24 protein-coding genes are annotated in these 20,947 nt (G+C 72.6%); 10 read left to right on the top strand and 14 right to left on the bottom strand.

The annotated features are described in order from the left end of the window. The first annotated feature begins 35 nt into the window (after positions 1 to 35). Entirely contained in the window at positions 36 to 188 is a 153-nt protein-coding gene (locus OG710_RS20505; RefSeq protein WP_018520873.1) for a hypothetical protein, read from the top strand. 89 nt (positions 189 to 277) lie between these two features. On the opposite strand, the gene OG710_RS20500 is transcribed toward OG710_RS20505, so the two are convergent. The 3 genes from OG710_RS20500 to OG710_RS20490 form a co-directional block, all read right to left on the bottom strand. Further along, entirely contained in the window at positions 278 to 883 is a 606-nt protein-coding gene (locus OG710_RS20500; protein WP_330240629.1) for a MarC family protein, read from the bottom strand. A gap of 144 nt (positions 884 to 1,027) precedes the next feature. Then, positions 1,028 to 1,891 carry a PHP domain-containing protein gene (locus OG710_RS20495; RefSeq protein WP_330240628.1) on the bottom strand — a complete coding sequence of 288 codons (864 nt, stop codon included), beginning with the start codon at positions 1,889 to 1,891 and terminating at the stop codon, positions 1,028 to 1,030. Between the two features lie 76 nt (positions 1,892 to 1,967). Then, positions 1,968 to 2,612: a DUF6758 family protein gene (locus OG710_RS20490; protein WP_330240627.1), complete on the bottom strand. Its 645-nt coding sequence runs from the start codon at positions 2,610 to 2,612 to the stop codon at positions 1,968 to 1,970. Between the two features lie 206 nt (positions 2,613 to 2,818). Between OG710_RS20490 and OG710_RS20485 the strand changes: the two genes are divergently transcribed. Beyond that, entirely contained in the window at positions 2,819 to 4,066 is a 1,248-nt protein-coding gene (locus OG710_RS20485; RefSeq protein WP_330240626.1) for an MFS transporter, read from the top strand. A 37-nt stretch (positions 4,067 to 4,103) separates the two neighbouring features. Here the strand turns inward: OG710_RS20485 and OG710_RS20480 are convergent, their stop codons facing one another. Further along, the gene (locus tag OG710_RS20480) at positions 4,104 to 4,688 is read right to left on the bottom strand and encodes a suppressor of fused domain protein (RefSeq protein ID WP_330240625.1); all 585 of its coding nucleotides are present in this window, start codon (positions 4,686 to 4,688) and stop codon (positions 4,104 to 4,106) included. A 408-nt stretch (positions 4,689 to 5,096) separates the two neighbouring features. On the opposite strand from OG710_RS20480, the gene OG710_RS20475 reads away from it, so the two are divergent. Both OG710_RS20475 and OG710_RS20470 read left to right on the top strand, forming a co-directional pair. Continuing rightward, entirely contained in the window at positions 5,097 to 6,218 is a 1,122-nt protein-coding gene (locus OG710_RS20475) for a magnesium and cobalt transport protein CorA (protein WP_330240624.1), read from the top strand. Positions 6,219 to 6,278: 60 nt separating this feature from the next. Next, complete coding sequence (locus OG710_RS20470; protein WP_330240623.1) at positions 6,279 to 6,791, top strand: hypothetical protein; 513 nt, start codon at positions 6,279 to 6,281, stop codon at positions 6,789 to 6,791. A 7-nt stretch (positions 6,792 to 6,798) separates the two neighbouring features. Here OG710_RS20470 and OG710_RS20465 read toward each other — a convergent pair whose 3' ends face one another. After that, positions 6,799 to 7,575 carry a hypothetical protein gene (locus OG710_RS20465; protein WP_330240622.1) on the bottom strand — a complete coding sequence of 259 codons (777 nt, stop codon included), beginning with the start codon at positions 7,573 to 7,575 and terminating at the stop codon, positions 6,799 to 6,801. A gap of 203 nt (positions 7,576 to 7,778) precedes the next feature. On the opposite strand from OG710_RS20465, the gene OG710_RS20460 reads away from it, so the two are divergent. The 3 genes from OG710_RS20460 to OG710_RS20450 are packed head-to-tail and all read left to right on the top strand — an operon-like array spanning position 7,779 to position 10,775. Continuing rightward, positions 7,779 to 9,053: a magnesium transporter MgtE N-terminal domain-containing protein gene (locus tag OG710_RS20460; protein ID WP_330240621.1), complete on the top strand. Its 1,275-nt coding sequence runs from the start codon at positions 7,779 to 7,781 to the stop codon at positions 9,051 to 9,053. Then, on the top strand, positions 9,043 to 9,597 hold the full coding sequence (locus OG710_RS20455; RefSeq protein WP_330240620.1) for a DUF1003 domain-containing protein: 555 nt from the start codon (positions 9,043 to 9,045) through the stop codon (positions 9,595 to 9,597). Before OG710_RS20460 ends, OG710_RS20455 begins: the two co-directional genes overlap by 11 nt. Before the next feature lie 44 nt (positions 9,598 to 9,641). After that, on the top strand, positions 9,642 to 10,775 hold the full coding sequence (locus OG710_RS20450) for an Mrp/NBP35 family ATP-binding protein (RefSeq protein ID WP_330240619.1): 1,134 nt from the start codon (positions 9,642 to 9,644) through the stop codon (positions 10,773 to 10,775). Positions 10,776 to 10,838: 63 nt separating this feature from the next. Here OG710_RS20450 and OG710_RS20445 read toward each other — a convergent pair whose 3' ends face one another. The 5 genes from OG710_RS20445 to sigE form a co-directional block, all read right to left on the bottom strand. Continuing rightward, complete coding sequence (locus OG710_RS20445; RefSeq protein ID WP_330240618.1) at positions 10,839 to 11,498, bottom strand: hypothetical protein; 660 nt, start codon at positions 11,496 to 11,498, stop codon at positions 10,839 to 10,841. Between the two features lie 117 nt (positions 11,499 to 11,615). Beyond that, a complete protein-coding gene (locus OG710_RS20440) occupies positions 11,616 to 12,092 on the bottom strand; it encodes a sec-independent translocase (protein WP_111338014.1) in 477 nt (158 codons plus the stop codon). Positions 12,093 to 12,192: 100 nt separating this feature from the next. After that, positions 12,193 to 13,950 carry a S1C family serine protease gene (locus tag OG710_RS20435; RefSeq protein ID WP_330240617.1) on the bottom strand — a complete coding sequence of 586 codons (1,758 nt, stop codon included), beginning with the start codon at positions 13,948 to 13,950 and terminating at the stop codon, positions 12,193 to 12,195. Positions 13,951 to 14,073: 123 nt separating this feature from the next. Further along, positions 14,074 to 15,072, bottom strand: a complete 999-nt coding sequence (locus tag OG710_RS20430) for a zf-HC2 domain-containing protein (RefSeq protein WP_330240616.1) — start codon at positions 15,070 to 15,072, stop codon at positions 14,074 to 14,076. Next, positions 15,069 to 15,716: an RNA polymerase sigma factor SigE gene (gene sigE / locus OG710_RS20425; RefSeq protein WP_111339552.1), complete on the bottom strand. Its 648-nt coding sequence runs from the start codon at positions 15,714 to 15,716 to the stop codon at positions 15,069 to 15,071. The genes OG710_RS20430 and sigE overlap by 4 nt, the downstream gene beginning before the upstream one ends. Before the next feature lie 290 nt (positions 15,717 to 16,006). Between sigE and OG710_RS20420 the strand changes: the two genes are divergently transcribed. Continuing rightward, positions 16,007 to 16,672 (top strand): O-methyltransferase, encoded by a 666-nt coding sequence (locus OG710_RS20420; RefSeq protein ID WP_330240615.1) that lies wholly within the window; start codon positions 16,007 to 16,009, stop codon positions 16,670 to 16,672. Between the two features lie 106 nt (positions 16,673 to 16,778). On the opposite strand, the gene OG710_RS20415 is transcribed toward OG710_RS20420, so the two are convergent. Further along, positions 16,779 to 16,946, bottom strand: coding sequence for a DUF3117 domain-containing protein (locus OG710_RS20415; RefSeq protein WP_018105485.1), 168 nt, complete (start codon positions 16,944 to 16,946; stop codon positions 16,779 to 16,781). A gap of 315 nt (positions 16,947 to 17,261) precedes the next feature. Between OG710_RS20415 and OG710_RS20410 the strand changes: the two genes are divergently transcribed. Beyond that, positions 17,262 to 18,074 (top strand): enoyl-CoA hydratase/isomerase family protein, encoded by an 813-nt coding sequence (locus OG710_RS20410; RefSeq protein ID WP_330240614.1) that lies wholly within the window; start codon positions 17,262 to 17,264, stop codon positions 18,072 to 18,074. Positions 18,075 to 18,095: 21 nt separating this feature from the next. Here OG710_RS20410 and OG710_RS20405 read toward each other — a convergent pair whose 3' ends face one another. Beyond that, on the bottom strand, positions 18,096 to 18,683 hold the full coding sequence (locus OG710_RS20405) for a DNA-3-methyladenine glycosylase I (RefSeq protein ID WP_330240613.1): 588 nt from the start codon (positions 18,681 to 18,683) through the stop codon (positions 18,096 to 18,098). After that, positions 18,680 to 19,066, bottom strand: coding sequence for a DivIVA domain-containing protein (locus tag OG710_RS20400; RefSeq protein WP_330240612.1), 387 nt, complete (start codon positions 19,064 to 19,066; stop codon positions 18,680 to 18,682). Before OG710_RS20400 ends, OG710_RS20405 begins: the two co-directional genes overlap by 4 nt. 135 nt (positions 19,067 to 19,201) lie before the next feature. Here OG710_RS20400 and folP point away from each other — a divergent pair, with 135 nt between their 5' ends. After that, a complete protein-coding gene (gene folP, locus OG710_RS20395) occupies positions 19,202 to 20,062 on the top strand; it encodes a dihydropteroate synthase (RefSeq protein ID WP_330242300.1) in 861 nt (286 codons plus the stop codon). Positions 20,063 to 20,069: 7 nt separating this feature from the next. On the opposite strand, the gene OG710_RS20390 is transcribed toward folP, so the two are convergent. Then, on the bottom strand, positions 20,070 to 20,855 hold the full coding sequence (locus OG710_RS20390) for a TIGR00730 family Rossman fold protein (protein WP_330240611.1): 786 nt from the start codon (positions 20,853 to 20,855) through the stop codon (positions 20,070 to 20,072). Between the last annotated feature and the right edge of the window lie 92 nt (positions 20,856 to 20,947).

Raw genomic sequence — 20,947 nt, 5'->3', positions numbered from 1 at the left:
TTCTCCAGCAGGAGGATCAGACGAAGGGAAGCCCTATGCGCTTCGAGATCATGCGCCTCGACGATGTCGACGGTACCGCCGTGGACAGCACCGTCGTGGACGCCGCCTCCGTCAACCGGATCGTGCAGCAGGCCGCCGCAACGGGCCAGCGCATTTACATCCGGCCGGCCGAAAGCCCGGCCTCATAACGCCTTGCCGCTGTGAAGGGTCGTCGCAACGAAGACGAAACGCCCCCGTACGGACCGTCCGTACGGGGGCGTCGGTGTGTGCGGCGGGTTCAGCTTCCCTGGATGACCTGGGTGACGCCGTTGATGATCTGCTGCACGGCGATGGCGGAGAGCATCATGCCGGCGAGCCGGGTGACGAGCACGACGCCGCCGTCCTTGATGACGCGGATGATCAGCAGCGAGTAGCGCATGGTCAGCCAGAGCACGATGTGCATGGCGACGATGGCCGTCCAGACGGAGACCTGGTCCACCGCGCTGTCGGCGTGCTGCACGGCGAGGATCACCGAGACGATCGCGCCGGGGCCGGCGAGCAGCGGCATGCCCAGGGGGACGAGGGCGACGTTGACGTCCTTGGTCTGGGTCGGCTCGTCGGTCTTGCCGGTGAGCAGGTCGAGCGCGATCAGCAGCAGGAGCAGACCGCCGGCGATCATCAGCGCGGGCACGGAGACGTGCAGATAGTCCAGGATCTGCTGGCCGAGCACGCCGAAGACGGCGATCACGCCGAAGGCGACGGCGACGGCCTGGAACGCCATCCTGCGCTGCACCTTGGCGGGCCGGCCCGCGGTCAGGGCGAGGAAGATCGGCGTGATCCCGGGCGGGTCCATAATCACAAAAAGGGTGAGAAAGAGTGATCCGAAGACAGCGATGTCGAACACGGGTGAGCCTTGTGGGGAGTGAGCGGGAATGCGGTGGGTGGCCGCGGGGAAGGGCGCGCGCCGCAGGGCCGCCGGGCATGCCGGACGGCCGTGGGTGCGCTGGGTGATGTGCGGTGTACGGGCGCGGGCGCGGCCCGCACGACGTTACGCGGTGGGTCCTCCGGCGCCCGGCACCGGGAAGGCTCCCGTGGCGCGCCGGGTGATCTCGCCGTAGATCTCGGGGTCGGTGGTGTACGCGCCGAGGGCGACGGTCTTGCGGCTGCCGTGGTAGTCGCTGGAGCCGGTCGTCAGCAGGCCGAGTTCACCGGCGAGCGCGCGCAGCCGGGTGCGGGTCGGCTCGTCGTGGTCCATGTGGTCCACCTCGATGCCGTCGAGACCGGCGGCGGCCAGTTCGGCGATCCGCGCCTCGGGGACCGTACGGCCGCGTTTGACGGCGGCCGGGTGGGCGAAGACGGTGACGCCGCCGGCGGCCTTGACGAGCCGGATCGCGTCGAACGGGTCCAGTTCGTGCTTCTCGGCGTAGGCGCGCCCGCCGTCGCCGAGCCAGTCGGACGTGAAGGCGTCGGACACGGTCGGGACGACGCCCAGTTCGACCAGGGCGGTGGCGACGTGCGGCCGGCCGACCGAGCCGTCGCCCGCGATGCGGGCCACCTGCTCCCAGGTGACGGGCACGCCCAGCTCCTGGAGCTTGCGGACCATGGTGCGGGCGCGGGGCACCCGGTCGTCGCGCACCAGTTCGCGCTCGCGGGCGAACTCGGGCTCGTCCGGGTCGAAGAGGTACGCCAGCATGTGCAGGCCCACGCCGTCGATGCGGCAGGACAGCTCGGCGCCCGTGACGAGCGTGAGCCCCTCGGGCAGGGCGGCGACGGCCTCGGCGTGCCCGCGCACCGTGTCGTGGTCGGTGAGGGCGACGACGTCGAGGCCCGCGGCCGCGGCGCCGCGGACCAGTTCGGCGGGGGTGTCCGTGCCGTCCGACGCGGTGGAGTGGGTGTGCAGATCGATGCGCACGACACGGACTCCAGTGCTCACGGCGGACGGGGGGACACCCAAGGATAACCGGCGCGCGGGCTCGTTCCGGCCGCCGTCAGGGGCGGGTGAGCAGGCGGGGGGTCAGGGCGCCGCAGGGGACCAGGTCCACCTCTCCCCCGGCATCGCGCAGGTCCGTCAGCACCAGTTCGTCGTACATCAGCAGCGCGGACTGCTCGGGCCAGACGATGGCCCACAGCCACAGGCCGCAGGCCTCGCCCGCGAAGACGGCCCGGTCGGCGGGGGCGTCCCGGACCTGCCAGAGCGGGGTGGGGCGGCCGGCGGCCAGCACCTTGGAGTCGGGCGGCCCGTCCACCCGCAGCGAGGGCCCCGGATCGGGTCCGTCGATGCCGGCGTAGCGCGCGCCGAGCCCGACGCCCAGTTCCTCGGCGACGAGCAGCAGCTCGCCCATGCCGCCGAGCGGTCCGGGTCCGGAGCAGGCGACGGCGGTGGCCCGGCCGCCGGTGCGGTCGTCACCGGCGTGGGCCACGCCCGTGAACAGCCAGCCGACCGGGAGCGGCCAGGGCATCCACACGGGCACCCGGGCCCGGTTCACCACGACGCCGAGCGCCTCGACGCTCGGCGGGACGACCGGCTGGAGCGGATGCACGCTGCCGTGGACATCGCACTGCCAGGAGTCGGCGAAGAGTCCGGGCGCCCTGACCCGGCCTGCGCACTTCGGGCAGCTTGGTTCGCCCCTCATACCGCCCAACGGTCCTCCCCGGCCGTCCCCGCGTCAAGGACGATCACCCGCGCGCGGCGCGCGGCGGGGGCGCGGCGGCCCCGCACCACGGGGCACACGGGCGCCGTCGGCCAATTTAGATGTAGGTTGCATTCATTAGATTCTCTAACTTATTCTGTGCATAACGCATCGATCCAGTGGAGCCATCACAGGGAGAGGGAGAGCCCATGCCGTCAGAGGCACTGCCGGAAGAGGACCCATTCGGCCGGGAACCGGCCGGCATCCTGCGCCAGCCGAAGGCCGTCTGGGCCACCGCGGGCGCCTCGGTCGTCGCGTTCATGGGCATCGGCCTGGTGGACCCGATCCTGCCGTCCATCGCCAAGGGCCTGGAGGCGACACCCAGTCAGGTGTCCCTCCTGTTCACCTCGTACTTCCTGATCACCGCAGTCGCCATGCTGGTGACCGGCTTCGTCTCCAGCCGGATCGGCGGCCGCAGGACGCTGCTGGCCGGGCTGGCGCTCGTGGTGGTCTTCGCCGGGCTCTCCGGCACCTCCTCGTCCGTCGCCGAACTGGTCGGCTTCCGGGCGGGCTGGGGCCTGGGCAACGCGCTGTTCGTCTCGACGGCGCTCGCGGTGATCGTCGGCGCGGCGGCCGGCGGCAGCTCGGCGGCGATCCTGCTGTACGAGTCGGCGCTCGGCCTCGGCATGGCGTGCGGGCCGCTGCTCGGCGCCCTGCTCGGGGACGCCAGCTGGCGCTACCCCTTCTTCGGGACGGCCGCGCTGATGGCGATCGGCTTCCTCTGCATCACCGCGTTCCTCAAGGAACAGCCCCGGCCCGCCCGCAGGACCTCGCTGCTCGACCCGCTCCGGGCCCTCGGCCACGGCGGGCTCGCCTCCGTCGCGGCCTCCGCGTTCTTCTACAACTACGCCTTCTTCACCATCCTGGCGTTCACCCCGTTCGTGCTGGACATGACGCCGTACAAGTCCGGTGGCGTCTTCTTCGCCTGGGGCCTGCTGCTCGCGGTCTTCTCGGTGCTCGTCGCGCCCCGGCTGCAGAAGCGGTTCGGCTCGCTCGCGGTGCTCGGCGCCTCGCTCGTCCTGCTCGCCGCCGACCTGCTGGTCCTCGGCTACGGCAGCCACACCGCGGCGATCGTCTGCACCATCGTGTCCGGGGCGCTCATCGGCGTGAACAACACCGTGTACACGGAGCTGGCGCTCGGCGTCTCGGACGCGCCGCGGCCGGTGGCCAGCGCCGGCTACAACTTCGTCCGCTGGTTCGCCGCGGCCGCCGCGCCCTATCTGGCCCCGAAGATCGAGGAGTGGAGCGACGTCCACATCCCGTTCGTCGTCGCCGCCGTCGCCGCGGTGCTCGGCGCGGCCGTCGTGGGGATACGGCGCTCCGCGCTCACCCACGAGGCGCGCGAGCTCGAACCGAAGCACGCCGCGGAGGACGGCGTCGGCGTCTTCGCCGGCTGAGTCCCGGACGGGGCCCGGCCGCCGCCGTCCGGGCCCGTCAGTCCAGCGCCGCGGAACGCCGCAGGGGATCGCGCAGGTCGGTCCCCTGGGCCAGCCACTTCTCCTGGAGTTCCCGCGCGCCCCGGACCCGCTTCCAGGCGGCCTCGTTGGGCGTCATCGGCAGCAGCGGCAGGAAGCGGACCGGGTCCAGCGGCTCGTCCAGCTCCAGATCCTCGACCAGCCCGCCGCTCTCCGCGACCAGCACCGAGCTGAACGGCGCCCCCGGCCACAGCGGCTCGCCCACGTCCAGCGAGGCGCCCGGCGCCACGACCAGCCCCTCCACCTGCGGCGCGGCCGCCAGCACCGCCAGCTTGCGCAGCACCTGGTCGGTGTCGGCGAGCCCGCCCCGTACCGAGAGCACCAGCTCGGCGCGCGGGCCCTTCACCGGATCGGCCAGGACGGCGGTCGGGTCGGACATGGGCCGGCCGGACATGCCGAGCGTGGCGTACCGGACGATGTCGCCGTCGATGAAACGGAGCACCTCGATCCGGTCCGTCCCGAGGAAGGTCACCGCCGCGCGTGCGTCCGGTTCACCCAGGGCCGTACGTAGCCGGGCCTCGACCTGAGCAAGAATTTCTGCCATGCGGCGAGCATAGGACGCGTATGGAACGGGCAAAGTAAGGGATTGGGCCTGTACCGGCTGCTAGCCTGGGGTGTCGGTCGCGGGGCAGCACGCAGAAGCGTCGCTCTCAGCCCGCGCAACGTCGTCCCTCACGGGGGACCGACCGGAGGAGGTGGGGCTGCGGTGGATGGAAGTCGATCGTGCAGTACCGACCGCTCTTCCGACCGGCGCCTCTCCGCGTGACCCGATGACCCGGTCGAGGCCGCCACGGCATGTCGCGCGTGACGGAAGAGCGCCCCTCTTTGCCTGTCTGTAGCGAACGCCGTCACCGTGCCGCCGCGGTGCCGCCCGCTTTGCGGATGTGAGCCCACGTCCCCATTCCGGGCTGTGCCACGCCCTCGCCGACGGCCCTCCGTGAAGGAGCCAGCCATGTCGATGATCCGTGACCTGCGCGCAGTCGTGCGCCCCTCCCTGCGCAAGAACGCCGCCCTGCACAACAGTTACGACACCACCCGCGACCCGTCCGCCTCCAGCGCGGTCGTCGACTGCGCGGTCTACCGCGACGGCCGCCGCCTCGCCGAGACGGAGGGCACCTGTCACTCCCCGCGCGAGGCGATGCTCCAGGTGCGCGAGGACGGCGGCTTCGCCTGGATCGGCCTGCACGAGCCGACCGAGGAGGAATTCGCGGGAATCGCCCGGGAGTTCGGGCTGCACCCGCTGGCCGTGGAGGACGCCGTCCACGCCCACCAGCGGCCCAAGCTGGAGCGTTACGACGACACCCTGTTCACCGTCTTCAAGACCATCCACTACGTGGAGCACGCCGAACTGACCGCGACCAGCGAGGTCGTCGAGACCGGCGAGGTCATGTGCTTCACCGGCCGGGACTTCATCATCACCGTCCGGCACGGCGGGCACGGCTCGCTGCGCGCCCTGCGCCACCGTCTGGAGGACGACCCCGAGCTGCTCGTCAAGGGCCCCTCCGCCGTGCTGCACTCCATCGCCGACCATGTCGTGGACGGGTACATCGCGGTGGCCGGAGCGGTGCAGGACGACATCGACGAGGTGGAGATCGAGGTCTTCTCCACCCCGGACAAGGGCAGCGCGCGCGGCTCGGACGCCGGACGGATCTACCAGCTCAAGCGCGAGGTGCTGGAGTTCAAGCGGGCCGTCTCCCCGCTGCTGCGCCCGATGCAGCTGCTGAGCGAGCGGCCGATGCGGCTGATCGACCCGGACATCCAGAAGTACTTCCGGGACGTCGCCGACCACCTCGTACGGGTGCAGGAGGAGGTCGTCGGCTTCGACGAACTCCTCAACTCCATCCTCCAGGCCAACCTGGCGCAGGCGACCGTCGCGCAGAACGAGGACATGCGCAAGATCACCTCCTGGGCGGCCATCATCGCCGTACCGACGATGATCTGCGGCGTCTACGGCATGAACTTCGAGCACATGCCCGAACTCAAGTGGACCTACGGCTATCCGATGGTGCTGGGCTTCATCGGCGCGGTCTGCTTCTCCATCCACCGCATGCTCAAGCGCAACGGCTGGCTCTGAGCCGCCCCGCCCTCCCCCGCGCCGCCGCTGCCCATTCACCGGCCGGTCTAAGCTCTGCCCATGACTGCTGACACGCTGCTCGGGACGGCCCTCGTCGAGGAGGCCGCCAAGAAGTCGGGCCTCGTCTGGGTGCGCTGTAACGGCCACGCGCGGGCGCTGTGGCACGTCTGGCACGAGGGCGCCGTCCACCTCGTCGGCGACGGCCCCGGCGAGCAGCCGTTCCCGGCCGGGCTCACCGAGGGCGCCACGGCCGAAGTGACCGTCCGCAGCAAGGACAAGGGCGGCCGCCTCGTCGCCTGGTCCGCCACCGTCACCGAACTCGCGCCGCACTCCGAGGCGTGGGAGGCCGCCGTCGCCGAGCTGAAGGGCAAGCGGCTGAACGCGCCCGACGCCGAGCGGATGCCCGAGCGGTGGGCCCGCGAGTGCCGCGTCGTACGGCTCACGCCGCTGGACGCGCGCACCGAGCTGCCGCAGACCTCCGGGGCGGCGGCGCCGCTGCCGACGACGGCGACGACCCGGCTGCCCGTCCCGGCGAACCTGCCGCGCCTGCTCAAGCGCTCGCTGCGCAAGTAGCGGCCGGTCAGGCCGTGGGCGAGGTCCTGGGCAGCTGCCTGCCGTAGTCCACGGTCTCGTCCTCCGGCGGGGCCTTCAGCGAGAAGTCCTTGCCCCAGTCGGCGAGCGTGATCACACCCCCGCCGCCGCCCCTCGCGAAGCGCAGCGGATACGGCTTGCCGTCCAGCGCCACATCGAGCGAGCCGCCCGCGCCCTCGCCGCCCATGATGCGGATCGTGCGCTTCCCGCGGATCTCGTCGCGGTCGCCCTTGGACAGCTCGCCGTGCAGCGTGAGCATCCCGTCGAGCAGCACCTTCTTGTCGGTGAACCCGCTGAGCTGCTTGTACGTGGGGTCGTCCTGGGGGACCTTGACGTACTTGTCCTCCAGCTTGTCCGCCGCGGCCGCGCCGTCCTCGCCGGTGTCCGTCTTCCCCTCGTCGGCGTGGCTCCAGAAGCCGGCGTCGGCCTTGAGGTACAGCTCCTCGCCGATGCGCAGCAGGGTGAAGGAGCTGTTCTTCGAGGTGACGGAGCCCGCCCCGCCCCGGTCCTTGAGCCGCATGTCGATCTTGTACGTGCCGCCCTTGCTCACCAGCGTGCCGGCGAGGCGCACCGCGTCGGCGGAGTCCACCGCGGTCCGCGTCTTCTTCTCGATCTCCGGCGCCGAGAGCTTGCCGACCCCATTGGTCCCCTTGTCCGGGTCCTCGCTCCCGCACGCGGCCAGCGCCGCGGTCAGCCCCGCGCAGAGCACGACGGCGAGGGTTGCGGTCCGGCGGCGGGCCCGGACGGCCGGGGCGGAAGAGGTCACAGGCGCACTGCCTCTCGTCTCCATGGTGGGGTTGGCAGACGGCAGCGTACCCGTGCGGCCTACGCCATTGGACGCAGAGCCGTCCGGACGGTCCGCCGGGGCGGTCCGGGACCGTACCGGCTAGCCTGATCACGTCATAACGGAGCGATAACTGTCGGAAGCGGGCAGCACCGGCGCCCGGAAACGATCGAGGAGGCGCGGGAATGACACCGGTCACACCCAGGGTCTTCGTCTCGCACCTCTCGGGCGTGCCGGTCTTCGACCCCAACGGCGACCAGGTGGGGCGGGTGCGCGACCTGGTCGCGATGCTCCGGGTCGGCGGCCGGCCGCCCCGGCTGCTCGGCATGGTCGTCGAGGTGGTGAGCCGGCGGCGGATCTTCCTGCCGATGACACGGGTGACCGGCGTGGAGTCGGGACAGGTGATCACCACCGGCGTGGTCAACATGCGGCGCTTCGAGCAGCGGCCCACCGAACGCCTGGTGCTCGGCGAGTTCCTGGACCGCCGGGTGCGGCTGGTGGAGACGGACGAGGAGGTCACCATCCTGGACGTGGCGATCCAGCAGCTGCCGGCCCGCCGGGACTGGGAGATCGACAAGTACTTCGTCCGCAAGGGCCGGGGCGGGGCACTGCGCCGCAAGGGCGAGACGCTGACCGTCGAGTGGTCGGCGGTGAAAGGTTTCTCGCTGGAGGAGCACGGGCAGGGCGCCGAGTCCCTGGTGGCCACCTTCGAACGGCTGCGCCCGGCCGACGTGGCCAACGCGCTGCACCATCTGACGCCCAAGCGCCGGGCGGAGGTCGCCGCCGCGCTGGACGACGACCGGCTCGCCGACGTCCTGGAGGAGCTGCCCGAGGACGACCAGGTGGAGATCATCGGCAAGCTGGAGGAGGAGCGCGCGGCGGACGTCCTGGAGGCGATGGACCCGGACGACGCGGCCGACCTGCTCGCCGGGCTGCCGGAGGAGGACAAGGAGCGGCTGCTGACGCTGATGCGTCCGGGTGACGCGGCGGACGTGCGGCGCCTGATGTCGTACGAGGAGCGCACCGCGGGCGGGCTGATGACGACGGAGCCGGTCATCCTGCGCCCGGACGCCACGGTCGCGGACGCGCTGGCGCGGGTCCGCCGGTCGGACCTGTCCCCGGCGCTCGCCGCGCAGGTGTACGTGTGCCGGTCGCCGGACGAGACGCCGACGGGCAAGTACCTGGGCACCGTGCACTTCCAGCGACTGCTGCGCGATCCGCCGTTCACCCTGGTCAGCTCGTTGCTCGACAGCGATCTGGTGCCGCTCCGGCCGGACGCCCCGCTGTCGGTGGTGACCAGTTACCTGGCGGCGTACAACCTGGTGTCGGTACCGGTGGTGGACGAGAGCGGTTCGCTGCTGGGCGCGGTGACCGTGGACGACGTGCTGGACCACCTGCTGCCGGAGGACTGGCGGGAGACCGACTTCCACGGCGGCGAGGGGGTGCTCCGTGGCCGGTGAGGACCGCGCCAGGGCGTCGAACGGCGCGACGGCGCTGACCCGGGTGCCGCGCAACCGGCTCGACCAGCCGAAGGCGCCGCGCCGCAGGCTGCTGCCGGAGTACGACCCCGAGGCGTTCGGCCGGTTCTCGGAGCGCATCGCGCGCTTCCTGGGCACGGGCCGGTTCATCGTCTGGATGACGCTGATCATCATCCTCTGGGTGGCGTGGAACGTGTTCGCGCCGGACCATCTGCGGTTCGACCAGTATCCGTTCATCTTCCTGACCCTGATGCTGTCGCTCCAGGCGTCGTACGCGGCTCCGCTGATCCTGCTCGCGCAGAACCGGCAGGACGACCGGGACCGGGTCACGCACGAGCAGGACCGCAAGCAGAACGAGCGCTCCATCGCCGACACCGAGTACCTGACCAGGGAGATCGCGGCGCTGCGGATGGGCCTGGGCGAGGTCGCCACCCGCGACTGGATCCGCTCGGAGCTGGAGGACCTGGTGAAGGACCTGGACGACCGGCGGGCCCTGCTGTCCGCCGAGAGTGACGAAGACCGCTGACGGGTCCACCCGCGCCCGGGGCCGGGCGCCGTAACATCGTCGGTATGGCTACGGAAGACGCGGTGCTTGAGGCACTGGCGACAGTGAACGACCCGGAGATCCACCGCCCGATCACCGAGCTGGGCATGGTGAAATCGGTCGACATCGGTCCGGACGGTGCGGTCGCTGTCACGGTGTATCTGACCGTCTCCGGCTGTCCGATGCGCGAGACGATCACCCGCAACGTGACCGACGCGGTGGCCCGTGTCGAGGGCGTGACCCGAGTGGACGTCACCCTCGACGTCATGAGCGACGAGCAGCGCAAGGACCTCGCCGCGTCGCTGCGCGGCGGCACGGCCGAGCGCGAGGTGCCGTTCGCGAAGCCCGGCTCGCTGACCCGCGTGTACGCGGTCGCCTCCGGCAAGGGCGGCGTCGGCAAGTCCTCGGTGACGGTGAACCTGGCCGCGGCGATGGCGGCGGACGGGCTCAAGGTCGGGGTCGTGGACGCGGACATCTACGGGCACAGCGTGCCCCGGATGCTCGGGGTCGAGGGCCGGCCGACCCAGGTCGAGAACATGATCATGCCGCCGTCCTCGCACGGGGTGAAGGTCATCTCCATCGGCATGTTCACGCCGGGCAACGCCCCGGTGGTGTGGCGCGGCCCGATGCTGCACCGCGCGCTCCAGCAGTTCCTGGCCGATGTGTTCTGGGGCGACCTGGACGTGCTGCTGCTCGACCTGCCGCCGGGCACCGGTGACATCGCGATCTCGGTGGCCCAGCTGGTCCCGAACGCGGAGATCCTGGTCGTCACGACCCCGCAGCAGGCCGCCGCCGAGGTGGCGGAGCGGGCCGGTTCGATCGCCGTCCAGACCCACCAGAAGATCGCCGGTGTCGTCGAGAACATGTCGGGCATGCCCTGCCCGCACTGCGACGAGATGGTCGACGTCTTCGGCTCGGGCGGCGGCGCCAAGGTCGCCGAGGGCCTGACCCGGACGGTCGGCGCCGAGGTGCCGGTGCTGGGCGCCATCCCGATCGACGTACGGCTGCGCGAGGGCGGCGACGAGGGCAAGCCCGTCGTCCTGTCCGACCCCGACTCCCCCGCCGGCAAGGCGCTGCGCACCATCGCGGGCAAGCTGAGCGGCCGTCAGCGCGGCCTGGCGGGCATGTCCCTGGGCATCACCCCGCGCAACAAGTTCTGACGCGTACACGGACAGCGGAAGGCCGGAGCCCTCGGGCCCCGGCCTTCCGCTTCTCCGTAGCCGTTACGCGTACGACTCGATGTCCTTGACCACCGAGAAGCCCAGCCCGTACGCGCTCATGCCGCGCCCGTAGGCGCCGATGTGCACCCCGCCGGGCGCGGAGCCGGCCAGCACCCAGCCGAACTCGGACTCGCGGTAGTGGAAGGGGACGGGTACGCCGTCGACCGGCAGGGACAGCGCCGACCAGGCGGGGCCGGCCAGATCGTCGGCGAGTTCGAACGCCGTCTCGGTCTGCTGGGCCAGCCAGTCGTCGCGCAGGGCGTGGTCGAGCTGCGGGGGCCAGGTGCAGGAGAGCAGGCCGGAGCCGGCCAGCCAGGCCGCCGACGAGACCGTCGTCGCCTCCAGGACCCCGGTGCCGTCGCCGCTGCGCCGTACGGGGCTGCTGGCGACGGTGACCACGACCGCGAACCGCTGCCGGTCGTTGCCGGAGTCGCCGCGGACCAGGGGTTCGTCGCCGTGGCCGATGGAACCGTGCTGGACCTCGCCGTCGGCGGCGGTGCCGAGCGGCATCAGCCTGCGCGGGCCGGTGAACGCCTCGTCCAGCGCGTACCAGGGGAAGGGCGCCCGCAGATAGCCCTCGACCGTGAGCCGGGCCGCCGGGACCGCCTCCGCCGTGACCGTGTCCGGCGCGTCCTGTGCGCCCACCCGACTCGTCGTCTCCATCAGCGGCCGCCTCCTCGATCCGTAAGGGTCCGGAGCGGCCCGCCCCCCGCGGGCGTCCTCACAGCCGGACAGATGGAGAATAGCGACACCGTCCGGGCGACCCGGGATTGGCGGGGCTCAGGTGGCGTCCGCGTCGAAGGGCGGCGGGGTGTCCTTCGGGGGCTGGTCGCCCTTCTTCAGCAGGTCGGGGGCGCCCTTGGAGCCGTTGGCCGCGGTGACGGACGCCCCGCCCGACACGCCGGTCTTCGCCTCGACGGACGAGCTGCCGCGCCCGTTCACCGCGTCGGTGACGTCGGACAGCTCCTTGCGCAGGTCGAAGCTCTCGCGGATCTCCTTGAGCCCCATGTCGTCGTTGCCGTCCATCAGCTGCTTGCGGACGAACGTCTTCGGGTTGAGGTCCTCGAACTCGAAGTCCTTGAACTCCGGGCCCAGCTCCGTGCGGATGTCCTGCTTGGCGCTCTCCGAGAACTCACGGATCTTGCGGATGAAGCGCGCGGCGTCCTGGATGACCTTGGGAAGCTTGTCGGGGCCGAAGACGAGCACGCCGAGGATCGCGAGCGCCAGCAGCTCCAGTGCGCCTATGTCGTTGAACACCTTGCGGCTCCTCGTCTTCTCCGCGACCAAGCTCGGATGAGGTCCGGACCCCGAACACGGTACCCGGCCAATCTGTCCGGGCGGTAGCTCGCCGTGGCCGTCAGGTGCCGGTTGCGGACCCCAGGGTCAAAGTTATGGACAGGTCTTTACCACCGCGCGTCACCGTGAGCTCCAGCCGGTCGCCCGGCCGGTGCGAACGGATCTTGACGATCAGCTCCTCGCCGCTGTGCACGCGTTTGCCGTTGACCTCGGTGATGACGTCGTCCGCCCGGACGCCGGCCCGGTCGGCCGGGCCGCCCTCGGTGACCGGCGAGGTGCCCGGGGAGCTCGCGCCGACCTTGGCGCCGTCCCCGGTGTACTTCATGTCGAGCGTGACACCGATCACGGGGTGGGTCGCCTTGCCGGTGTTGATCAGTTCCTCGGCGACGAGCTTGCCCTGGTTGATCGGGATGGCGAAGCCGAGGCCGATGGACCCGGCCTGCCCTCCCTCACCGGCCGACCCGCCGTCGGCGGCGCGGATGGCGCTGTTGATGCCGATGACATGGGCGTCGGTGTCCACCAGCGGGCCGCCGGAGTTGCCGGGGTTGATCGGCGCGTCGGTCTGGAGGGCGTTGACGTAGCTGACGTCGCTGCCGTCGCCCTTCTCGCCGCCCGCCGTGATCGGTCGGTCCTTGGCGCTGATGATGCCCGAGGTGACGGTGTTGGACAGGTCGAACGGCGCCCCGATGGCCACCACCGGGTCGCCCACCCGCACGTTGTCGGAGTTGCCCAGCGGCAGCGGCTTGAGCCCGGAGACCCCGCTGACCTTCACGACGGCCAGGTCGTAGCCGCTGTCCTTGCCGACGATCTCGGCCGACGCGGTCTCGCCGCCGCTGAAGGTGACGGTGATCTCACCGGAGGAGCCGGCCGGGGCCACCACGTGGTTGTTGGTGAGGATGTGGCCCCGCTCGTCGAGGACGAAGCCGGTGCCGGTGCCGGACTCGTCGGCGCCGCTGACGTGCAGCGTGACGACGCTGGGCAGGGCGCTGGCCGCGATACCGGCCACGCTGTCCGGGGCCCGGCCGCCGCCGTCGCGCTCGTCCTGGGGCAGTTCGACGCTGGTGAAGCCGCCGTTGCGCTCTATGTACGCGCCTATGCCGCCGCCGACGCCGCCCGCGACCAGGGCGAGGAGCAGCGCGCCGACCAGCAGGGCGCCGCGCCTTCTGCCGCGCCGTCCGTCCGGGAGCGGGGGGCCGGGCTGGGTGACGAGGGGCCGGCGGTGCGCGCCCCAGGGGTCGTAGCTCTGCCAGGGCTGCGCGGCCTCCGGGGCGGGGGCCACCGGCGGCGGGAACGCCTGCGCCGGGTCGGCCGGGACGCCGATGCCCGCCCCGTCGGTGCCCGCGTACGGCGGGGGCACGGGGGTGCCGTGGGCCGGTGTGGGCCGCTGCACGGGCGGGGCGGGCGCCCAGGGGCCGGGGCCGCCGTAGGGCGGGGTGCTGTACGGGTCGGGGTCGTGCAGCGGCTGCACACCGTGCGCCACGGTCACGGCGTCGTGCGGCACGGCGGCGTCAGGGGCGGCGGCGTCCGGCGCGGGCGGCTGCGGTGCGGCGGTGTCCTGCGGTACGGCGTCCGGCGCGGTCTCCTGCGGTACGGCGTCGTGCGGCGCCAGATCGTGGAGCGCGTGGGTGTGCGGCGCGGGCGCCTGTGCGGCGGCCTGCGGGGGCTCGGCGAGCGTGTCCGGGGCGGTGGGGGCCGGTGCCCGGGCGTCCGGTGCCGTCACGGCGTCCGGCGCGGCCGGGGGCTCCGTGCGCGCGCCGCCGCCCGGTGTGGGCCGGCTCCACCACTTCGCCTTCGGCCCGGCCGGCTTCCCGTCGTCCATGCTCTCCCCGCAACTGCCGCAACCGGCCCTCCGCACGCCCCCGCAGGGGCGTCCCTCCCGAAAATCCTGCCGGAATTCAACCAGGTTTGGCCCGGACCCGCGCGGCCCGTACGGGGCGCCGGGTCAGCGACGGGGAGCGAGGGGCAGCCCGTGGTCGCCGGAAGCCGGTTTCGCGGCGGCCGATGTGGGCGGCAGGGAGGGCTTCGGCTCGGGCGACGGGACCGGACGCAGCCCGCTGCCCAGGGTGCGGGCGAGCAGCGGACCGGCCCCGCCGGGGCCTATCAGCGCGGAGACGCCGGAGCGCAGGGACAGACCGTACGGGTTGGCGGTGAGTCGGCCGTGGCCCAGCAGCGAGGGGGCGGTCGGGGCGAACCCGGCCGAGACCGTGTTCACCGCGAGGGAGGCCGGGCGGTCGCCCTGGCCGGAGACGGTGCGCGAGCCCTGGCTCGGGCCGCCGCGCCGGCCGAGCACTCCCCCGCCGCCGGACCGGGCATCGGCGCCCACCGGCGTCACGCTGTTGCCCGAGCCGGAGGCGCGGGTGGGGGCGTCGGAGCCGCTGCTCGTCGGCAGGGCGCCGCCGAGCGCGATGGCGGCCAGCGAGACGGCGCTGGCCGCGGCGAAGGCGAACCTGCGCCCCCGCCAGGGCGAGCGGTCGCCCTCGCGGCCCACCTCGTGGATGCGGAAGCCGGAGCCGGCCGGTGCGGCGGGCAGCGCGGTGGCCCCGCCGTGCGCGGCGGGGAGGTAGCCGAAGCCGTCCAGGGGGCCGGGGGCGGTGGTGAGGTCCGCCCGGCCGCCCGGCGGGCGCGTGCCCGGGAAGAGACCGTCACCGAATCGCCCGGAGTCGCCCGCGGGTCTTCCCCGCAGCTCGTCGTCACCCCCCGGCGGTCCGCCCGGAAGCCCCTGGAGACGGGCCAGGAAGCCCTCGGAGGGGGAGGGCTGGGCCGCCTGGGCGAACACGCTCTTGAGCCGGCGCTGGGCGGCCGCCTCGGCCGCGCATCTGGCGCAGGTCGCGAGATGGGCCAGCACCCGGTCGCGGGCGTCGTGTTTGAGCTCGCCGTCCACGAGCGCGGCGAGGCGGTCCCCCAGGTGTTGTTCCGCGGGGGTCGGATCTGTGCCGCTCACGCCGTGCCGCCCTCCCCGGCCAGGAGGGCTCCCGCCAGCGAGCGCTGCTCGGCCCGCGCCTCGGGCGAGCGGTGCCGCAGGGCCTTGCGCAGGTGGGAGCGCCCGCGGTGGATACGGCTGCGCACCGTACCGAGCTTGACGCCGAGCGTGGCGGCGATCTCCTCGTAGGAGAGTCCCTCGATGTCGCAGAGGACGACGGCGGCCCGGAACTCGGGCGCGAGGGTGTCCAGCGCCTGCTGGACGTCCGCGTCGAAGTGGGTGTCGTTGAAGGCCTGCTGGGGCGACGGCTCGCGGCTGGGCAGCCGCTCGGCGGCGTCGTCCCCGAGGGAGTCGAAGCGGATGCGCTGCTTGCGGCGGACCATGTCCAGGAACAGGTTGGTCGTGATGCGGTGCAGCCAGCCCTCGAAGGTGCCGGGCGTGTAGGTCGACAGGGAGCGGAAGACGCGGACGAAGACCTCCTGCGTGAGGTCCTCCGCGTCGTGCTGGTTGCCCGTCAGCCGGTAGGCGAGGCGGTACACGCGGCCGCTGTGCGTGCTGACGATCTCTTCCCATGTGGGCGGGGTCCACGCCTGGGATTCCGCATCGGAGGCGAAGGTCGCGGTCGGTGCGGAGTCTTTGGAAGAACGGTCAGCGATGTCGGTCACGGATTTCGGCTCACCCGCCGACCTGAGAAAGCGCCGCAGCACTCCTCCCCGATCCACAGGCGCAGCCGCACCTCCCCTATCGGCTCTGGTGGTGTCCAGTGGAGCCCCTACCATAACCACCTCGCCCGTTAGCTCCGGATAAGCCTTTTTCCAGCTGGGGCCGGGGATCGCCCCGGAACTCGGCCCGCGCGCCGCGCCCGTACACCGGGCCCGGTCCGCAGGATGTCCCCGCCCTTTCACAACGCCCGGTCCCATCTGCGGGTTCCCGACTCCAGCGGATACAGTCACCGTTGCGCCAACTAAGGGGACAGGAGAGGGTCATTACCGCCAACCGGCAGACGAGCTGGGCGTTCGCCGACGCCTTTGTCGCCGAGGACGAAGCTCTGCGCTGGGCCCGGGACCGGGCCCGCGAGGCAGGACTTCGCTCGGTGTCCCCAGGCACCGGCGCCGCGCTGCGTCTGCTCGCGGCCACCACGGACGCCAAGGCCGTCGCGGAAATCGGTACCGGCACGGGCGTGTCCGGCATCTATCTGCTGCACGGCATGCGGCCGGACGGGGTGCTGACCACGGTCGATCCGGAGCCCGAGCGCCAGCAGTTCGCCCGTGAGGCGTTCCGGGCGGCGGGGTTCGCGGCCAACCGCTCCCGCTTCATCCCCGGCCGCGCCCTCGACGTCCTGCCCCGGCTCGCGGACGGCGGCTACGACCTCGTCTTCTGCGACGGCGACCGGATGGAGAGCCTGGACTGCCTCGCTGAATCGTTGCGCCTGCTGCGACCGGGGGGTCTCGTCTGCTTCGAGGGCGTCTTCGCGGACGGCCGTACGGTCGACTCGGCCGCCCAGCCGGCGGAGGTGCTGCGGCTGCGCGAGCTGCTGCGCGCGGTCCGCGAGAGCCAGGAGCTGCTGGCGACGCTGCTGCCGGTGGGCGACGGTCTGCTCTGCGCGGTCCGGCGCGGCTGAGCGGCGGCCGGGCGGCCTCCGGGGCGTACCGGCCCCCGGACACACCGCTGCCCCGGCACGGGACCGCGCCGGGGCAGTGATGAAGTTGTGAGCGCCTCTGCTCAGCTCAGCCGACGACCTGCTTGAGGGCGTCACCGAGGGCATCGGCCTCGTCCGGCGTCAGCTCCACGACAAGCCGACCGCCGCCTTCGAGCGGAACTCGCATGACGATGCCCCGCCCCTCCTTTGTCACCTCGAGCGGGCCGTCGCCCGTCCGCGGCTTCATGGCCGCCATGCTCGTTCCCCTTCCTGAAACCAGCTCATCGCAACCGGCGGCCCCATGACAGGCGCTGCCTCACCGGCATCGAACACAGTGCTTCCACGCCATTATCCCGCATCACCGACCCCGATGACCAACATCGCTCTGCATCGCTTGGGCAACGCGCTCGCTCAAAACCACCCAATTCGGGGACCTCACTGGGATACTCCCGCCCCTGCGGCCCCTTCGCGGCACGAAAATGTTTGACGCAGGTCACATGTCCGCCCAGGGCGAAGTCGGCCATGCTTGCGTGTGGACAGGCTGCTGAACGACACGCGAAGGGGACCTCTCATGGCCGATCACGACGACGCGGTGCTCCACGACATCGTCGACGGGCTCGCGACGATCACGATCAACCGGCCCGACGCGATGAACGCCCTGAACACGGCGGCCAAGGTCGCGCTCCGCGACGCCCTGCGGTCGGCCGCCGCCGACCCCGGTGTCCGGGCGGTGCTGCTCACCGCGGCCGGCGGGCGCGCCTTCTGCGTCGGCCAGGACCTCAAGGAGCACCTGGCCAAGCTCGCCGAGGTCCAGGGGCAGGAGGGGGGCAACGCGCTGAGCACCGTCCAGGAGCACTACAACCCCATCGTGCGGGCGCTGACCGAGATGCCGAAGCCGGTCGTGGCCGGGATCAACGGGGCGGCCGCCGGCGCGGGCTTCGGCTTCGCGCTCGCCTGCGACTACCGGGTGGCCGCCGACACCGCCTCGTTCAACACCTCGTTCGCCGGGGTCGCCCTGACCGCCGACTCGGGGGTCTCCTGGACGCTGCCCCGGCTCATCGGCCGGAGCCGCGCGGCGGACCTGCTGCTGTTCCCGCGCACGATCTCCGCCGCGGACGCCCATGAGCTGGGCATCGTCAACAAGCTGGTGCCCGCCGCCGATCTCGCCGCCGAGGCGGCCGCCGTGGCCCGTGCCCTGGCCGACGGGCCGACCGTGGCGTACGCGGCGCTCAAGGAGTCCCTCGCCTTCGGGGCCTCGCACTCGCTGAGCGAGGCCCTGGAGAAGGAGGACGAACTCCAGACGAGGGCGGGCGCCTCCGAGGACCACGGCATCGCGGTACGGGCCTTCCTGGCCAAGGAGAGGCCGAAGTATCTCGGTCGGTGACCGGCCGGGAACGCGCCGCCGCTACACCGGGGTGGGGCGCGCGACGCAGTCGGCGAGGTGGTCGTCGACCAGACCGCACGCCTGCATCAGGGCATAGGCCGTCGTCGGTCCGATGAACCGCAGCCCCCGCTTCTTCAGCTCCTTGGCCAGGGCCGTGGACTCGGGGGTGACCGCCGGTACGTCCCCGAGGGTCTTCGGGGCCGGGCGGCCCAGCGGGTCGGGGGCGTGGGACCAGATCAGCTCGTCCAGCTCACCGGCGGCCCAGCCGGCCAGCACCCGGGCGTTGGCCATGGTCGCGTCCACCTTGGCGCGGTTGCGGATGATGCCCTCGTCGGCCAGCAGCCGCTCCCGGTCCGCCTCCGTGAACGCCGCCACCGCAGAGATGTCGAACCCCGCGAAGGCGCTGCGGAAGCCCTCGCGGCGGCGCAGGATCGTCAGCCAGGAGAGCCCGGACTGGAACGCCTCCAGGCTCAGCCGCTCGAACAGGGCGTCGTCGCCGCGGACCGGGCGGCCCCACTCGGTGTCGTGGTACCAGAGGTAGTCCTCGGTGGACAGGCCCCACGGGCAGCGCAGACCGCCGTCCGCCGCCGCCACGGCCTCGCCGCTCACCGGCCGGTCTCCCCGTCGTGCGGCGCCCCGTCGTCGGGCGTCTCGTCGCGGGGCTCCTTGAACAGGTCGGGGCCGCCGGTGCGGGTGGCCTGGGCGCCCGCGAGCGCCGCCTCCAGCTCCGCGATCCGCGCGTCCCGCTCGGCCAGCTCGGCGCCGAGGCGGCCCAGGGCCTCGTCCACGTCGGCCATGCGGTAGCCCCGGACGCCCACGGGCAGCCGGAGCGCCTCGACGTCCTCCCGGCCGACCGGGCGCGAGACGGGCAGCGGGTCCGTCAGCTGTTCGGGCGCCACGTCCCGCAGGACGTCGCCCTTCCCCCCACCGACCACCGCGAGGGTGACCGCGGCAACCACCACCACCATCGACAGCAGCAAGAACAAGAACACGCGCATCTCCCCTGGGAGCGGAATTCGTCCGGGTCCGATCGTGCCATGCGGGACCGGCGGCTAGTGTCGGCTGTTGGCCCCGGGCAGGTTCCGCCGGGCCCGATTCACAGGAAAGGGACACGCATGACGAGCGGTGTGCTCCGGCTGGGGCGGCGCGAATTCGGGGCGCACGAGCAGGTGGTCATGGCGATCGTGAACCGCACCCCGGACTCCTTCTACGACCGGGGCGCCACCTTCCGGGACGAGCCGGCGCTCGCCCGCGTCGAGCGGGCCGTGGCCGACGGCGCGGCGATCATCGACATCGGCGGCGTCAAGGCGGGGCCCGGCGAGGAGGTCACCGCCGAGGAGGAGGCCCGCCGCACGGTGGGCTTCGTCGCCGAGGTGCGCCGCCGGCACCCGGACGTGGTGATCAGTGTGGACACCTGGCGCCACGAGGTCGGCGAGGCGGTCTGCGAGGCGGGCGCGGATGTGCTGAACGACGCGTGGGGCGGCGTCGACCCGAAGCTCGCGGAGGTCGCCGCGCGGTACGGGGCGGGGCTCGTGTGCACGCATGCCGGTGGCGCGGAGCCGCGGACCCGGCCGCACCGGGTGGGGTACGAGGACGTGATGGCGGACGTCCTGCGGGTGACCACGGGGCTGGCCGAGCGGGCCGTGGCCCTCGGGGTGCGGCCCGACGGCATCATGATCGACCCCGGTCACGACTTCGGGAAGAACACCCGGCACTCGCTGGAGGCGACGCGGCGGCTCGGCGAGATGGCGCAGACGGGGTGGCCGGTGCTGGTGTCGCTGTCCAACAAGGACTTCGTGGGCGAGACGCTGGACCGGCCGGTCAAGGAGCGGCTGCTCGGCACGCTGGCGACGACGGCGGTGTCGGCGTGGCTGGGGGCGCGGGTGTACCGGGTGCACGAGGTGGCGGAGACCCGGGACGTGCTCGACATGGTGGCGTCGATCGCCGGATGGCGGGCCCCGGCGGTGGCCCGCCGGGGCCTGGCGTAGCGCGCCGTCAGCGGCCGACCTCCTTGGTGACCAGGGCCACCGCCTCGTCCACGTCGTCCGTGACGTGGAACAGGAGCAGGTCCCTGTCCGACGCCTTGCCCTCGGCGACCACCGTGTCGCGGAGCCAGTCGACCAGGCCGCTCCAGTAGGCCGTGCCGAACAGGACGATGGGGAAGCGGGTGACCTTGCCCGTCTGGACGAGGGTCAGCGCCTCGAAGAGTTCGTCGAGCGTGCCGAGGCCGCCGGGCAGGACGACGAAGCCCTGGGCGTACTTCACGAACATCGTCTTGCGGACGAAGAAGTAGCGGAAGTTGACGCCGATGTCCACGTGCGGGTTGAGGCCGGACTCGAAGGGCAGCTCGATGCCGAGGCCGACCGAGACGCCCTTCGCCTCGCGCGCGCCCTGGTTCGCCGCCTCCATCGCGCCCGGCCCGCCGCCGGTGATGACCGCGAAGCCCGCCTCGACCAGCGCCCGGCCGATCCGTACCCCCGCCTCGTACTCCGGTGTCCCGGCGGCCGTCCGGGCCGAGCCGAAGACGCTGATGGCGCTCGGCAGTTCGGCGAGCGCGCCGAAGCCCTCGACGAACTCGGACTGGATGCGCATCACCCGCCACGGGTCGGTGTGCACCCACTCCGAGTCGTCCTCGGAGTCCAGCAGCCGCTGATCGGTCGTGCCGGGCTGCACCTGGTCCCTGCGGCGCAGTACGGGGCCGAGGCGCTGCTCCTCGGGCCGTACCGCGCCTTCGGGGATCTCCGCACCCTCGGGGATGCGCGCGTCCTCGCGGTTGCCCATGATCTGCTCCCTCCGCCTGTGTCGGAGGCGCCCTGCGGCGCCCCCGTCTCCCGCCAGCGTAGATCGCCGCCGGTTACGGACAGGGGAATGCG

It is taken from the genome of Streptomyces sp. NBC_00525 (assembly GCF_036346595.1).
Lineage (GTDB): Bacteria > Actinomycetota > Actinomycetes > Streptomycetales > Streptomycetaceae > Streptomyces.
This window is presented reverse-complemented; position numbering and strand designations above follow the sequence as displayed.